This window comes from Pseudomonas sp. FG13 (genome assembly GCF_057809755.1).
In genome coordinates, this window is record NZ_JBMDKO010000001.1 from 549735 (window position 1) to 565599 (window position 15865).

The window sequence follows — 15865 nt, forward strand, 5'->3', positions numbered from 1 at the left end:
TTGCGCTGTCGCCATGGTTTTCGCCTCGCTCGAGTTCCTGACGCTGTTCCTGCCGGCCTTCCTGTTGATCTACGCCCTGGTTCCCCACGGCTGGCGCAACGGGGTGCTGCTGGCGGGCAGTTGGTTGTTCTACGGCTGGCTGAGCCCGCTGTTCCTGTCGTTGCATGTCGTGCTGACCATCGTTGCCTGGGTCGGCGGCCTGCTGGTCGACCGTTGCCGCGAGGACTCCCGTGGACGCCTGCGGCTGCTGGTCGCGTTGATCGTGTTCAACACCGCCGTGCTGTGCTGGTACAAGTACGCGAACATCCTCGCTGGCACATGGAGCGAGCTGATGACCCACTACGGCGCCATGCCGCTTGAGTGGCAGAAGGTCGCGTTGCCGGCCGGGTTGTCGTTCATCGTGTTGCAGGCGATTTCTTACCTGGTGGACGTGCATCGCCACACGGTTCCGGTGGAGCGCAGTTTCATCAACTACGCCACCTACATTTCCATGTTCGGCCACTCGATTGCCGGCCCCATCATTCGTTATGACTGGGTCCGCCGTGAGCTGGTGGATCGCTGGTTCAACTGGCAGAACTTCACCCTGGGTGCCCGCCGCTTCATGGTCGGCATGTGCATGAAAGTGCTGGTGGCCGACACCCTGTCGCCGTTGGTGGACGTGGCCTTCCATCTGGAAAACCCGTCATTCGTGGACGCCTGGATCGGTTGCCTGGCGTACTCGTTGCAGCTGTTCTTCGACTTCGCCGGCTACAGCGCCATGGCGATCGGCCTGGGGCTGATGCTGGGGTTTCATTTCCCGGAAAACTTCAACCGGCCGTACCTGGCCAGCAGTATCCAGGACTTCTGGCGGCGCTGGCACTTGTCGCTGTCCAGTTGGTTGCGCGATTACCTGTACATCGGCCTGGGCGGTAATCGTCATGGCGTCTGGAAAACCTATCGCAACCTGTTCCTGACCATGGCCATTGCCGGGCTGTGGCATGGCGGCGATAGTTGGAACTACTTGCTGTGGGGTTCGGCCCATGGCGTGGCGTTGTGTGTCGACCGGGCATGGTCGCGTTCGAGCCTGCCTGCTGTCCCGCGTGTGCTGGCGCATGTGTTGACGCTGTTGTTCGTTTGCCTGGCGTGGACACTGTTCCGCGCCCCGGACTTCCACTCGGCCATGACCCTGTACGCCGGGCAGTTCGGTCTGCACGGGTTTGCCCTCGGCGATGCGCTGGCGGTGACGTTGCGGCCGGTGCAGGGCCTGGCGGCGGTGCTGGGCGTGGTGTGCGTGATCCTGCCGATCTGGCAGGTACGTTTTGAAAGACGAATGGCGGGCAATGCGTTGTATGCATTGGCTGTCGCCTTTTGGCCCGTAGCCGGTTTCCTGCTGTCGTTCGCTCTGATCGCCAGCCGTGAAGCCGTGCCTTTCCTGTACTTTCAGTTCTGATGACGACGCCAAAGAAGTCTCCGCCCAGCGCACCGACGCCCCCCAGCGACCTGGTGACCCGAACCAGCAAAGTCTCCGGCTACACACTGATCGGCTTGCTCGGTGTCGGCTTGATTTCCTGTGGTTGGCTACTGTTCAGCGGCAAGGTGCAAATGTTGCCGCCCAACCTGACCCGCGATGCGGCGATGCATGGCGACGTCACCCACCGTATCGCCAAGCAGCTGTCCAACGCCTGGTTTCCCGAACAGGCCGCCAATCTGGAGCGCGGCGCCAGTTGGCTGCTGTTCCATGACACCGGGCCCCGGGTTCGTCCGGGCTGTCAGGGCTGGCTGTTTCTGACCGATGAGATGCGCATCAACCACCACGCCCGGGCCAACGCCGAGGCCAAGGCGCAGGCAGTGATCGACGTACAACGACGGCTGAGCCAACGTGGCATTCAATTGCTCGTGGCGGTGGTGCCGGACAAGAGCCGTATTGCTGCCGCGCAGTTGTGTGGCCTGGATCGTCCGGCCGAACTGGCCCCTCGGGTGGAGGAATGGACCGCGACACTGAACCAGGCAGGGGTGTCGGCGCTGAACCTTGCGTCGACGTTGCAGCCGTTGGCTGCATCGGCTTACCTGCGTACCGACACACACTGGAGCGAGATCGGCTCCAATGCGGCGGCACGGGCAATTGCGCAACAGGTACAGGCAATGGGCATTCGCGCCACGCCACAAAAAACCTTTGCCACCCACTCCAGCGCGGCGGCCTTGCGTGCGGGTGATCTCGTGCACCTGGCCGGCATCGACTGGCTGCCGCTGAATTGGCAACCCACGCCGGAAACCGTAGCGGCCACGCAAGTCAGCGAGCAGCAGCAAGCCGTTCAGGACGGAGGCGACAACCTCGATGATCTGTTCGGCGACGGCGGCCTGCCCAATGTAGCGTTGATCGGCACCTCGTTCTCGCGCAACTCCAACTTCTTGGGGTTTCTCGAACTTGCACTGGGAGCTCCTGTGGGAAGTTTCGCCAAGGACGGTGGCGAATTCTCCGGTGGCGCCAATCAGTACTTCAGCAACCCGGCTTTTCGGGATACGCCCCCCAAGCTGCTGATCTGGGAGATTCCCGAGCGTGATCTGCAGACGCCGTATGAGGCTATCGGGATGTTGAGCGAGAAGGAGTGAGCCTGTGGACTGGATGATGTCCAGTCCAGAGACTCAATGGTTCAGTCCGTTCGTCAATCCTGGCGAATATCTGAGAAGCGATACTTCAATGCGAATGCCGCGGTTCACCGCTACGGGCAATCACCCGCAGATGCAAGGTGGCGGGTTCCAGGCAGCCCCCGGTGGAAAGTTGTCCCACCAGTTGCCGGTAGAGCTCCTGCCAGGGTGTCTGTGAGGGAGGCATCTGCGGTACCCATTCCCGTCGGCGCCGCTCCATCTCCGCCTCGTCGATCAACAGATTGACGGTACGGGTGTTCAAGTCCACTTTCAGGCGATCGTTGGTCTTGAGCAACGCCAGGCCACCGCCTACGGCGGCTTCCGGGGACATGTTGAGAATCGACGGGCTCGCTGAGGTGCCGCTCTGGCGTCCGTCGCCCAGGCACGGCAGCGAGTCGATGCCGCGTTTGATCAGGGCCGCCGGCGGTGCCATGTTCACCACTTCGGCGCTGCCGGGATAGCCCACGGTGCCGACACCGCGGACGACGAGGATACAGCGTTCGTCGATGTCCAGCGCCGGGTCGTCGATGCGTGCGTGATAGTCCTCCGGGCCTTCGAACACTATGGCCCGGGCTTCGAAACTGTTCTCGGCACCGGGTTCGGACAGATACGTCTTGCGAAAGGCCTCGCCCACCACCGACATCTTCATGATCGCACTGTCGAAGAAATTGCCACTGAGCACGATGAACCCGGCGCGGTGCTTGAGTGGTGTATCGAAGGGGTGGATGACGTCGACGTCGCTGGTCCGGCTGCTGCCCACGATTTCGCCGATGGTTCGGCCGCTGACCGTGGCGCAGTCTTCGTGCAGGCGCCCGGCTTTTTGCAGCTCATGCATGACCGAGGGCACGCCTCCAGCCCGGTGGAAGCCTTCACCCAGGTACTTGCCCGCCGGCATGCAATTGACCAGCAGCGGTACGTCTTCGCCAATCCGTTGCCAATCATCCAGGCTCAACTCGACACCCATGTGCCGGGCAATGGCTATCAGGTGCGGTGGGCAGTTGCTTGAAGCGCCCAATGCCGAAGCGACGGCGATGGCATTTTCGAAGGCCTGGCGGGTCATGATTTGCGAGGGACGAATGTCTTGTCGGACCAACTCGCAGATGCGCTTGCCCGTGGCATAGGCCATTTGTCCGCGCTCGCGGTAGGGCGCCGGAATGCTCGCGCAGCCCGGCAGCGACATGCCCAGGGCTTCGGCCAAGGCATTCATCGACAGGGCAGTGCCCATGGTGTTGCAGTGGCCCACCGAAGGCGACGCCGCGGTGGTCATTTCCATGAAGCCTTCATAGTCGATTTCGCCGGCGGCCATCAGGTTGCGCGCATGCCAGAGTACGGTGCCTGAGCCGATCAGATCGCCCTTGTAGTGACCGTCGAGCATCGGCCCGCCGGACAGGACGATGGCCGGCAGGTCGGTGGTCGCGGCCGCCATCAGGCAGGCCGGGGTCGTCTTGTCGCAACCCGTGGTGAGCACCACGCCGTCCAAGGGGTAGCCGTGGAGGATTTCCACCAACCCCAGATAGGCCAGGTTGCGGTCCAGTGCTGCGGTGGGCCGACGCGATTGCTCGGCAATCGGATGCACCGGGAACTCCATGGGAATGCCGCCTGCATCGCGAATACCGGCCTTGACCCGTTGCGCCAGCTCCAGGTGATGACGGTTGCAGGGTGTCAGGTCGCTGCCGGTCTGGGCGATGCCGATGATCGGGCGTCCCGATTGCAGCTCTTCGCGGGTCATCCCGTAATTCATGTAGCGCTCGACGTACAAGGCCGTCATGTCCGCGTGGGCCGGGTCGTTGAACCACTGTTCGCTGCGCAGGCGGCGTTTGGGCGTGTCACTCATGATGCTTGTCTCTCTTATTGTTGGATGAATCGACAAACCGCACCGGTGTCAGCGTACTAGCAATCCACGCGCGGCAAGATTGCGCAACAGCGCGCTCAAGCCAAACGTCCAGGGAGCGGCTTCACAGCTGTAGGTCACGCGGTTATGCAGGCTACCGAGCAATGGGCTGCTGATCCGGACCCGGTCACCCGGTTTATGGGTGAAACCGCTGCCGACGGTGTCTCGGTCTTCGGTCGGGGCAAACAGGGTACCCAGGAACAGCAGGAACCCGTCCGGGTACTGGTGATTGGCGTTGAGTGTCTGGGTCGCCAGGTCCAGCGGATCCCGGCTGATCTGGCTCATGGAGCTCGACCCCTGCATCCGATAACCGTCCTCGCCCTGGACTTCCAGGTCGACCACGCAGGCGCGCACGTCGTCCAGGCTGAAGTGCTCATCGAACAGGCGAATGAAAGGGCCGATGGCACAGGAGGCATTGTTGTCCTTGGCCTTGCTCAACAGCAACGCGCTGCGTCCCTCGAAATCCCGCAGATTGACATCGTTGCCCAGGGTGGCGCCATGGACCTGGCCACGGCTGTTCACCGCCAGCACCACTTCGGGCTCAGGATTGTTCCACTGGGAGCCGGGGTGGATACCGATGTAGCTACCGCTGCCCACGGCGGCGAGTACCGGGGCCTTGGTGAAGATTTCCGCGTCTGGGCCGATGCCGACTTCCAGGTATTGCGACCACATGCCTTGCTCGATCAGCAGCGCTTTCAGGCGCATGGCCTGTTCGGAGCCCGGTACCACCGAGCGCAGGTTGTCGCCGATCACACTGCGCACGGTGGCTCGCACGGCATCGGCTTTTTCCGGATCACCGCCGGCCTTTTCCTCGATCACCCGCTCGATCATGCTGGCGGCGAACGTCACGCCGGCGGCCTTGATCACTTGCAGATCCAACGGTGGCAACAACGAAGGCCTGGAGGGATCGGACTCAGGACCCGTGTTGGCGAGCAGGGCTTCAATGCTGGCGATGAAGGTGCCTGGCGTTTGCCTCACGGCTGTCAAGGGCGACTCGGTTTCCAGCAGGTCGCTCAAGGTCGCGAAATGCTCCGACAGATCGAACACACCGTCGTTGCGCAACACAATCGGCGAGGGCCCGGCGATTCGCCCGGGCACCCAGGCGCGGCCAATCAGCGTTCCGGCCAGGCCGTCGGAGGGCAATGTATTCTCGGGCGTAAGCAATAGCGACATGGCAGTTCTTCCTGGTTCGTGATTGTTTTCACGCTAGGGTGGGCGGACGATAAACTCCAATGAGATATATTCAGTAATCGATAACGAACGGTTATTGCAGGCTCGAGGAAATCGCCCATGTCAGATGTATCCTTTTCCAGCTTCTGCGGCTGGCTGAAATTCCGTCATCTGCTGCTGATCGATACTTTGGGCCGCACTTGCAACATGCACCTGGCGGCCCAGCAGATGAACCTCAGCCAGCCGGCCATCAGCAAGATGCTCAAGGAAATCGAGAGCCTGCTCGGCTTTGCCTTGTTCGAGCGGCGACCGCGCAGCATGCCGCCCACGGCGTTGGGCGAGCATGTGTTGCGGTATGCGCAGATTGCCTTGAATGACGCGCGTTCGTTCGTCGAGCAAATCAGCAGCCTGCGCGAGGGAGGGCATGGCTACCTCAAGGTCGGCGGGATTTTTGCCGCGACGGCGGTGGCTCTGCCCGAGGCAATTTTGCAGATCAAGCAGCGTTGGCCGTTGCTGTCGATTGAGGTAGTGGAGCAGACCAGTAACCACCTGATGGAGATGCTCGAAGAGAAGAAGCTCGATCTGGCGGTAGCCCGTTTTACCGATCAAAGCCAGCAGCAGCGTTATGACTTCCAGCCCCTGGCCCCGGAACCATTCTGCATTGTGGTCAACAGCCGCCATCCCCTGGCCGACGCCGGGCCGACGTCCTTGCGGCAGTTGGTGGATCTGCCGTGGATTCTCTATCCGGTCGGCACACCCATTCGCGCGCGCATGGAACTGGCTTTCGCCGAGGCTGGGGTAGGCATGCCGCGCAACACTGTCGATACCATTTCAATGCAGACCTTTCTCCAGGTCCTGCAGCGCGGTCCGATGATCGGGATGTTGCCCAATGCCATGGTCGATCCATTGCTCGAGAGCGGCCAGTTGAAGACCCTCGACACCCCGCTGCACCTGGTGCCGCAGGATTATGGCATCCTCACGCGCAGAGGCGAGCCATTGATGGGCGCGGCGCTGGAGTTTGCACAAATCCTCAAGGACCACGCTCGCCTGGACGACGGTCCCGCCAATTGAATAACTGGAAAGCGGCGACTGCTGCGATAACGGAACGTTATCGCTTAATCAAAAAATGCCATTGGGAAAGAATCGTTTCACGGTCGTAGAGTGAGCCCCAGCTCCCATCCGATAAAAACAATCAGGCATGTCCACGTGCCCAGGGGTTATCACATGCAAACCGTCTCCGAGCATTTACCTGCCCAGGCGCAAACCGGTGAACTTGATTTCGAAGACCGGACCTACCGTAAAGTCGTCTGGCGCATCCTTCCCGTCCTGCTCCTGTGTTACATGGCGGCTTACCTTGACCGGGTAAACATCGGTTTCGCCAAGCTCGACATGCTCAACGAACTGCAGTTCAGCAACACCGTGTATGCCTTGGGCGCCAGTATGTTCTTCTGGGGCTATTTCCTGTTCGAAGTCCCCAGCAATCTGCTGCTGCATCGCTTCGGCGCGCGGTTCTGGATTGCCCGGATCATGCTCAGTTGGGCCGTGATCTCCATGGCCGTGGCCTACACGGTGCCGCTGGCGGGTTTCTTCCATATCGAATCGAGCACGATGTTCTACGTGCTGCGCTTCCTGTTGGGTGTCTGCGAAGCGGGCTTCTTCCCCGGCGTGATCCTGTACCTCAACTACTGGTTCCCGACCCATCGGCAAAGCCGGGTGATGTCCGGCTTCCTGTTGGCGTTGCCGGTCAGCCTGACGCTGGGCGGAATCCTCTCCGGTTGGCTGATGAACAGCATGCAAGGCGTGCAGGGGCTGTCCGGTTGGCAATGGATGCTGCTGATCGAAGGCATCCCTTCGATCATCATGGCGTTCGTGGTGATTGTCTGCCTGGCCGATAACATCGATAAGGCAAAATGGCTCTCTGTCGCGGAGAAAAACCTGCTCAAGGCCAATCTGCAGACAGACAACCAAGGCAAGGCCAGCCGTTTGAGCGAGGTGTTCCTCAACCCTCGGGTGTGGTTGCTGGTGCTGATCCTGTTGACCTTCAACACAGGCTTCTATGGCCTGGCGTTCTGGATGCCCTCGATCATCAAGAGCACCGGGATCACCAATAGCTTGCACATTGGCTTGCTGACCGCGATTCCCTACGCGGTGGCCGTCGTGGCAATGTTGCTCAACGCGCGGCACTCCAACCGCACCGGCGAGCGGCGCCTGCACGCCGCCATTCCAGCCTTCATCGGCGGCGTCGGCCTGATCCTCAGCGCTTTCTTCGCCAACAATCTGGTGCTGTCCGTACTGTTCCTCAGCGTTGCCGCTTCGGGGATCCTCAGCCTGATGCCGATTTTCTGGACTCTGCCTGGGACGCTGTTGTCGGGCGTCGCGGCAGCCGCTGGCATCGGCATGATCAACGCCATTGGCAACCTGTCGGGCTTCACCGGCTCGATGATCACCGCGGTAGCGGAAACCCTCACGGGCAACATCAATAACGGCACCTATGTACTGGCCCTGTGTCTGTTGGTCAGCGGTGGACTGATCCTGGCCATCCCCGTCTCGATGCTCGCCCGAACCCCCAAGGTCGCCGTCACGTCAGCAAAACTGGAGGTCGCTTGAATCTGCTCAATAAGCGCGTATTGGTCACGGCCGCAGGGCAGGGCATTGGCATGGCCAGCGCCATTGCCTTCGCCCGGGCCGGTGCCGAGGTGTTCGCCAGTGATATCGATATTAGTGCACTGAGGGGCATTGAAGGGGTCACAGCCATGACACTGGACGTTACGTCTGCCGAGGCCATCGACACGGCCTGTGAACGAATCGGTGGCCTGGACGTGTTGTTCAACTGTGCCGGTTACGTGCACAGCGGCAACCTGCTGGAGTGCGACGAATCGGCCTGGGCGCGCTCGATGGACCTCAACGTCACGGCGATGTATCGGACCATCCGCGCATTCCTGCCGGGCATGCTGGCCCGTGGCGGTGGTTCGATCATCAACATGTCGTCGGTGGCGTCGAGTATCAAGGGCGTGCCGAACCGCTTCGCCTATGCGACCAGCAAGGCCGCGGTGATAGGCCTGACGAAGGCCGTCGCCATTGACTTTGTCGGCCAGGGCATTCGCTGCAACGCGATCTGTCCGGGTACGGTGGACTCGCCCTCGTTGCGCCAGCGCATTGCTGCCCAGGCTGCGCAACAGGGCGTCGATGAATTACAGATCTATCATCAGTTCCTTGAGCGCCAGCCCATGGGCCGAATTGGCAGCACCGAAGAAATCGCGCAACTGGCGGTGTACCTGGGTAGCGATGCGTCGACCTATACCACCGGCGCTGTGCATGTCATCGACGGCGGCATGAGCCTCTGAATCGTCTTTACGTTGGATTTGAATGAGGAACACTCGATGAAACTGTTGCGTTATGGTGAAAAAGGCGCGGAAAAACCCGGTCTGTTGGATGCCGAGAATCGGATCCGCGACCTTTCGGGGCACGTGCCGGACATCGCAGGGCACGTCCTGAGTCCGGAGGGGTTGGCAGCGCTGGCCGACCTAGACCCGCGCAGCCTGCCAATCGTCGCCGGACAGCCACGGCTCGGTGCCTGTGTCGGGGACGTCGGCAAGTTCATCTGCATCGGCTTGAACTACGCCGATCACGCGGCGGAGTCGAATATGGACGTGCCGAAGGAGCCGATCATCTTCGGCAAATGGACCAGCGCCATTTGCGGGCCGAACGACGACATCCAGATCCCCCGCGGCTCGCTCAAGACCGATTGGGAAGTGGAGTTGGGCGTCGTCATCGGCAAGGGCGGGCGCAACATCGATGAAGCGAAGGCGATGGAGCATGTTGCCGGCTATTGCGTCATCAACGACGTATCCGAGCGGGAGTGGCAGTTGGAGCGGGGCGGCACCTGGGACAAAGGCAAGGGCTTCGATACCTTTGGTCCCCTCGGACCGTGGCTGGTCACCCGGGACGAAATCGACGATCCCCATGACCTGGACCTATGGCTGGAAGTAGACGGGCACCGCTACCAGAACGGCAACACGCGAACGCTGATCTTCAGCGTACCGCAGCTGATCGCCTACCTGAGCCGGTGCATGAGCCTGCAGCCGGGGGATGTGATCTCGACGGGAACACCCCCCGGGGTCGGCTTGGGCATCAAGCCGCAACCAGTGTTCCTGCGCCCGGGGCAGACCGTGCGCCTGGGCATTACGGGGCTGGGAGAGCAACGCCAGGTTACGGTGCAGGCGGAGTAATACCGGACCGTTTATCGCGTACGGGCTCGCCCAGTGCCTCCAGTGCTGCCCTGGTCGCTGAACTCAAGTTCCCAGCACCAGGGCCGGGCCGTCACCCTCCGGCAATGCGATGGCTGAGTCGCCCGGCGTCAGGATCACCTTGCGGCAGTCCTCCTGCTTCTTGTCGAAAATCTCGTACCCCTCGGCGGCCTGTTCCAGCGACATCCGGTGGCTGATGATGACCTCTGGCGCCAGGCGACCGGTCTCGATGTGGCCGAGCAACTCGGGAAGATAGCGCTGCACATGGGTCTGTCCCATCTTGAACGTCAGGCCTTTGTCGAAGGCATCGCCAAACAGGAAGCCGTGGATGAAGCCGGCATACACCCCCGGCACGCTCACGACCCCGCCACGGCGGACGGCCGCGATGCACTGGCGCAGGGCTTTGCCGCTGCTGCCTTCAAGCTTGAGCGTGGCGAGCACCGTCTCGGTGGTGCTGCCTTTGGCCTCGAAGCCCACCGCATCGACCACGCCGTCGACACCGCGCATGCCTTTGGTCTGGCGAATGATCGTGTCGGCGGGGTCGTCGTCTTCATCGAAGTTGATCGGAATCACGCCATAGGTGCGCTGTGCGTAGGCGAGGCGATAGGGGTGGTGATCGACCATGAAGATCTGCTCGGCGCCCAGCATCCTGGCGCATGCGGCACTCAACAAACCGACCGGCCCTGCGCCGTAGATGGCGATACTCGAGCCGTTGCCGATCCCTGCATTGGTGACCGCTTGGAACGCGGTGGGCAGGATGTCCGAAAGAAACAGCACCTTTTCGTCCAAAAGGGTCCCAGGCACTTTGAAGGGGCCGGTGTTGGCCTTCGGCACCCGTACATATTCGGCCTGCCCACCGGGTACGCCGCCATACAAGTGGCTGAAGCCGAACAGCGCTGCGCCGGGTGGGATGGCTTTCTTGTTGAGGATGGCGCCGCGACCGGTGTTGGTCGTTTCGCAGGCCGCGAACAGGTCCATCTGGCAGAAAAAGCAACTGCCGCAAGCAATCACGAACGGGATCACCACGCGGTCGCCGGGTTGAACGGCGGTGACTGCGGGACCTGTCTCTTCGACGATTCCCATGAACTCGTGGCCGAAGATGTCGCCATGTTCCACCGAGGGGATCTTGCCGCGATAGAGGTGCAGGTCCGAACCACAGATGGCGGTCGCCGTGACGCGCAGGATGATGTCATCGCTGTCCATCAGGATCGGGTCCGGGACCGTGTCGACTTTTACAGTGTGCGCACCGTGGTAAGTGAGTGCTCTCATGATGTCCTGCCTCTCTCTGATTAGTGTGCTGGTAAAGGGCAGAGGGAAGATGCCGGATGGAAGTTCAGAGAGATCTTGCGGTGCGGGGACTGGCGGTCATCGCGAAAGCGGCGGGTCAGTTTGGGTCGGTGTGGCGTGCGCTGGCGCCATCGCGAGCAGGCTCGCTCCCACAGATCTTGCAATCGTCCGAAAGCCCTGTGGGAGCGAGCGTGCTCGCGATGACGGCAGCCCGGCTAGCTGACGGCCGCCTGCTGAACCTTGCGATGCACCCACCGCGCCCCGTCCTTGAGTTCCAGGACCTGCCAGTGAATATGCTCCAACGAAGCGTTGTGCCCGACGCTGATCAGGATCGTCTGCGGCAGCGTCTGCTTGAGCAACTGATAACAACGCAGCTCGTTGACCGCATCCAGTGCCGAGCTGCTTTCGTCGAGGAACAGCACCGCCGGGCGGGCCAGCAGGGCGCGGACGAAAGCACAGCGTTGCTGCTCGCCGACGCTGAGGGTCTGGGTCCAATCCCGTTCTTCATCCAGTTGGTCGCCCAGGTGTTGCAGGCCAACCTGTTCCATCACCTGGCGCAGCGCGGCATCTTCTTCGCGCCGTGGCGGGTTGGGGTACCAGAGCGCTTCGCGCAGGCAGCCTAGCGGCAGATAGGGTTTTTGCGAGAGTGTCAGTGCCTGCTCACGGTCGTAGCGGCTGGTGCCGCGAGCATGGGGCCAAAGCCCGCTGATGGTGCGAAGCAAAGTCGATTTGCCGTAGCCGGACGGCGCACTGATCATGAGGCTGTCGCCGGGCTTGAGCGACAGGTTGAAGCCCTTGAACAATTGCCGGCCGCTGGGCAGCCAGACGTCCAGGTCCTTGATATCGAGGCCACTGGCCTGTTGTTCGAGCCGGACCTCGGACTTGATTTCGAGGTGATCCAGGCGCTCCTGGAAGCCGTTCAAACGGTCGATCACCGACTTCCATTCCGACAGTTCCGGAAACACGCTGACCAGGTAGGCGATGGCCGCATGGACTTCGCCGAAGGCTGCGCTGATCTGTGTCAGGCGACCCAAGGGGAACGCGCCGGCAAAAAACTGCGGCGCCATGATGAACATGGGGATGACCGTGGCGCTGCGCAGGTAGAAGGTCGAGTAACCCATGATCAGCTTCTGCTTCTTGACCAGCTCCCAGAAGTTCTCCAGCGCCGCCTCCAGGCGTTGGTTGAAGCGCTCGTTCTCCACCGCTTCGCCGCGGTATTGGGCCACCGAGTCGGCGTTTTCCCGCAGGCGGATGAGAGAGAAGCGGAAATCCGCTTCACGCCGTTGTTGCATGAAGTTGAGGCTTGGCAATGCGCGCCCCAGCCAGAACGCCAGGCCGGTGCCCAGCAACGCATACACCAGTGCGATCCACACCAGCAGCCCTGGAATGACCACCGATTGGTCATCGAACGGCACGCTGACCAGGTTCGACGCCTGCCAGAGAATATTCAGGAAGGAGAACAGCGACACCACCGACGTCAACAGCCCCAGGCTCAATTTCAGCGACTTGACGATAAAAAGGTCGATGTCCTCGGCGATCCGCTGGTCGGGGTTATCGACCTCGGTCTCGCTCAGCCTCAGCTTCTGGTAGCGCTGGCTGCCCAGCCATTGGTCGAGCATGTTCCGGGTGGCCCAACGGCGCCAGCGTATGGTCAGCTTCTGCTGGAAGTGGAACGCGCCCACGGTAAACCCGGCCATGCCGACTTGCAGCAGGATGAATTGCAGGCTGCCGACGAGAAAGCCGTGATAGTCCAGGGCCTGCAACGCGTTGTAGAAATGCAGGTTCCAGAAATTGTTGAGAATGTTGATGCCCACCAGGCACAGGGTCATCAACACAGTGCCCAACAACAGCAACAGGGCCGGGTATTTTTCCTCGGATGTCCAGAACGGCCGCGCGAGACGCCAGAAAGTGCGGAGTGTGTGCATGTGGTCTTGGTAAGCCCGGTCGCTGACGACGTTGAGTTTGCAGATGAGGAAGGATAGGATCAGCCAATGCTAATCGTTTGCATTAATTAGGGAAAGGGAGACCCGCCATCGAATTTCCAGAATGGCTCAATCAGGCCTGGCCGCCGATACAGCGGGTGATCCGGCAGGGGGCTGGCGAGCAGCCCTCCGTTGCGTTGAGCCGACTTGCCGACCCTGAGGTGCTGCAACCGCTGCTGGCCCGCTTTGCCCTGCGTTATCCGGGGGTGAATCGCGCCGCCGTGGCGTCGCAATGGTCGATGAACTACATGAGCATCGTCCTGCCAGCGACCCTGGCCTGTGTGTTGACCCGCCACAGCGCCATCGATTTCTGGGGCGAAGAGGCGGTGCTGTTGCACGATGACGGTCAGCCTTCGGCCCTGGGGCTGGCAAGCCGACTACCGGCTTTGGGCCCGGACGAGCACGCGGCCTACTGGTCACGGTTGGTCCACGAGCACCTGGCACCGCTGTTCGCGACCCTGGCCGCCGCCGGGGGCCTGGCACCGAAGATACTGTGGGGCAACATGGTTGCCATCTGGGATGGTGCGTTCGCGCGAATGGACCCCGACCTGTCCCGGGATGGGTTTGCCGAGGCGCACCAGTGGCTGGAACCGGTCACGGTGAATGACGGGCGCCTGAAGTTGCGGGGCCTGCAACGCATGGTCGAATCACCCGCGCCGCAGATCTGCCCGTGTTTGCCCTTGCGCCGGCATTGCTGCCTGCATTACCAACTGCACGAACCCGTCGAAGGCCAGCCGCCGGTGCTCTGCGAGTCCTGCCCCAAACTGCATCGCCTGCCCCTGGCGGAGCAGGTGAGCTACCTGCATTACATCTATGAAGAAGCGTGAGCCCCGTTAGGGGGTAATGCTGTTCACCTAAGAAGAACGATGAACCTGTGGCGAGGGGATTTATCCCCGCTGGGCTGCGCAGCAGCCCCAACATAGGTGACTCAATCCACTTGATATCGAGTACCAGGGCTTTGGGGCTGCTTTGCAGCCCAGCGGGGATGAATCCCCTCGCCACAGGTCTATCGACTGCTTCAGGAGAGCATGGCCGGCGTTTTCACAATGGTCTGGGGCGCGATTTCGCTGAGCTGGCCATGCTCGATACGAATCAGCCGGTCCGCCAGGCCGAAGTAGGCATCGTCATGGGAAATGACGATCAGCAGTTTGCCGCGCTCGCGCAGGTCCGGCAGGATCCGGGTGTAGAAAAAGTGCTTGAACACCGGGTCCTGGTCGGCTGCCCACTCGTCGAACAGATAGCACGGACGATCATCCAGATAGGCGCTGAGCAGCGCCAGGCGCTTGCGTTGTCCGGTGGACAGCGCCAGTGTCGTCAGCTTGCCTTCCTCGATGTGCACCTTGTGATCCAGCTGCAGGTGGATCAGGTAGTCCTGGGCCTGCTTCACCAACTGCGGGTCGTCGCCATCGAACAGGTTCTCGAACAGGCAGAAGTCGGTGAAGATCGCTGAGAAGTGCTGGCGGTAGTGGTGGTTGTCATTGCTTGAGGAGACTTGCTCGTCGAGCATGATGTCGCCGCCTTCCGGCCGGTAGAGGCCCGTCAGCAACAAGGCCAGGGTGGTCTTGCCGCTGCCGTTGCCGCCGGTGATGAACACCACTTCGCCGGCATTGAGGGTCAGGTCGATGGGGCCAAGGGTGAAATGACCGTCCTCGCGCTCGCGATAGTAGGTATGGCTGACCTGCCGGCACACCAGGCTGCGAACCTGGGTCGGCGAGATCGTCCCGACGGCTTCCTCAGCGGTTTGCATCTCACCTTCCAGGGCGCGGATCTTGTTCAGCGCGACGCTGGCCCGGCCCAGGGTCGGCAAGGCGTGCATCAGTTCCGACAGCGGCGTGATCATGTACAGGATCGCCAGGATATAGCCGGTCACCAGGCTGGCGCTCAGGTCAATGAACTGCGGCGCCGCGAACAGCACCACGCCGATCAGCAAGTAGAACACTGCATTGCCCCAGTTCAGCACGAGGGCATAGATGCTCATGCCCCGTACAAAGTCCCGGCGGTACTGCTGGCTCACCGGTATCAGCAGGCGGGTGAAGAAGTGCTGCCGGCGCGGGTGGTTGAGTTGCAGCTCCTTGCTGCCGTCGGTGAGCAGGCGGTATTGGTCGAACAACTGGTCCTTGAGCTCCCGCGCACGGGAGATCGAGGTCAAGGCCCGGCGCTGCGGCCAGTTGAAACTGAGGCTGCCCAGGGCAATCAACAGCATCGTCAAACCGAGCAACGGCAGGCTCAGCCAGCCCAGGTAAGCCAGGCATGCGGCGATGATACCGGCATTGACCAACAGGATCGGCACCAGCTCCACTGCCTGGCTGATGGTCTGGGTGTCGTCGGTCAGCATCGCCAGCAGGCGGTGCTTGCCCAGGCGTTGCAACTGCGCATAGGGCGTGTCGATCAGCTTGGCGCTCAAGTGCAGGCGCATGTCGTTGACCGCCCCCTGGCCCAGGCGCAGCAGGCTGATGTCGGAGATCACCCGCGATATCGCCACCAGCACCACCAGCCCACCGAAATACAGGCCATCCACCGGACGCAACTGATCGAACACCGTCAGGCTGTGGTTGATGTTGGCGATCAACCCGGCCGCGGCGAGGCCGCAGATCAGGCCCGTCAGGGTCGCCACCAGCAGTGCGCGCCATGAGCGTTTAGCCATGAGTAACAACAGATCCATT

General features: G+C 61.7%; 12 protein-coding genes. 7 read left to right on the forward strand and 5 right to left on the reverse strand.

Annotated features, from left to right (window positions below; genetic code table 11):
* The first annotated feature begins 13 nt into the window (after window positions 1-13).
* Window positions 14-1429, forward strand: a complete 1416-nt coding sequence (locus ACODTO_RS02425) for an MBOAT family O-acyltransferase (RefSeq protein WP_139642298.1) — start codon at window positions 14-16, stop codon at window positions 1427-1429.
* Entirely contained in the window at window positions 1429-2589 is a 1161-nt protein-coding gene (locus ACODTO_RS02430) for an alginate O-acetyltransferase AlgX-related protein (RefSeq protein WP_139642300.1), read from the forward strand. Before ACODTO_RS02425 ends, ACODTO_RS02430 begins: the two co-directional genes overlap by 1 nt.
* 85 nt (window positions 2590-2674) lie before the next feature.
* Here ACODTO_RS02430 and ACODTO_RS02435 read toward each other — a convergent pair whose 3' ends face one another.
* Together ACODTO_RS02435 and ACODTO_RS02440 are read right to left on the reverse strand one after the other, a co-directional pair.
* Complete coding sequence (locus ACODTO_RS02435; protein ID WP_139642302.1) at window positions 2675-4459, reverse strand: IlvD/Edd family dehydratase; 1785 nt, start codon at window positions 4457-4459, stop codon at window positions 2675-2677.
* Between the two features lie 48 nt (window positions 4460-4507).
* The gene (locus tag ACODTO_RS02440) at window positions 4508-5689 is read right to left on the reverse strand and encodes a fumarylacetoacetate hydrolase family protein (protein ID WP_139642304.1); all 1182 of its coding nucleotides are present in this window, start codon (window positions 5687-5689) and stop codon (window positions 4508-4510) included.
* A 117-nt stretch (window positions 5690-5806) separates the two neighbouring features.
* Between ACODTO_RS02440 and ACODTO_RS02445 the strand changes: the two genes are divergently transcribed.
* From ACODTO_RS02445 to ACODTO_RS02460, 4 genes are all read left to right on the forward strand, one after another.
* The gene (locus tag ACODTO_RS02445; protein WP_139642307.1) at window positions 5807-6757 is read left to right on the forward strand and encodes a LysR family transcriptional regulator; all 951 of its coding nucleotides are present in this window, start codon (window positions 5807-5809) and stop codon (window positions 6755-6757) included.
* A gap of 153 nt (window positions 6758-6910) precedes the next feature.
* A complete protein-coding gene (locus tag ACODTO_RS02450; RefSeq protein WP_139642309.1) occupies window positions 6911-8293 on the forward strand; it encodes an MFS transporter in 1383 nt (460 codons plus the stop codon).
* A complete protein-coding gene (locus ACODTO_RS02455) occupies window positions 8290-9030 on the forward strand; it encodes an SDR family oxidoreductase (RefSeq protein WP_139642311.1) in 741 nt (246 codons plus the stop codon). The genes ACODTO_RS02450 and ACODTO_RS02455 overlap by 4 nt, the downstream gene beginning before the upstream one ends.
* 36 nt (window positions 9031-9066) lie before the next feature.
* Complete coding sequence (locus ACODTO_RS02460; RefSeq protein WP_139642313.1) at window positions 9067-9915, forward strand: ureidoglycolate lyase; 849 nt, start codon at window positions 9067-9069, stop codon at window positions 9913-9915.
* 63 nt (window positions 9916-9978) lie between these two features.
* Here the strand turns inward: ACODTO_RS02460 and ACODTO_RS02465 are convergent, their stop codons facing one another.
* Together ACODTO_RS02465 and ACODTO_RS02470 are read right to left on the reverse strand one after the other, a co-directional pair.
* Window positions 9979-11202, reverse strand: coding sequence for a zinc-dependent alcohol dehydrogenase (locus ACODTO_RS02465; RefSeq protein ID WP_139642316.1), 1224 nt, complete (start codon window positions 11200-11202; stop codon window positions 9979-9981).
* A gap of 233 nt (window positions 11203-11435) precedes the next feature.
* Window positions 11436-13145 (reverse strand): ABC transporter ATP-binding protein/permease, encoded by a 1710-nt coding sequence (locus tag ACODTO_RS02470; protein WP_139642318.1) that lies wholly within the window; start codon window positions 13143-13145, stop codon window positions 11436-11438.
* A 194-nt stretch (window positions 13146-13339) separates the two neighbouring features.
* Between ACODTO_RS02470 and fhuF the strand changes: the two genes are divergently transcribed.
* Window positions 13340-14029 carry a siderophore-iron reductase FhuF gene (gene fhuF, locus ACODTO_RS02475; RefSeq protein WP_139642320.1) on the forward strand — a complete coding sequence of 230 codons (690 nt, stop codon included), beginning with the start codon at window positions 13340-13342 and terminating at the stop codon, window positions 14027-14029.
* A 191-nt stretch (window positions 14030-14220) separates the two neighbouring features.
* Here fhuF and ACODTO_RS02480 read toward each other — a convergent pair whose 3' ends face one another.
* Window positions 14221-15864, reverse strand: a complete 1644-nt coding sequence (locus ACODTO_RS02480) for a cyclic peptide export ABC transporter (protein ID WP_139642322.1) — start codon at window positions 15862-15864, stop codon at window positions 14221-14223.
* Window position 15865: the final 1 nt, after the last annotated feature.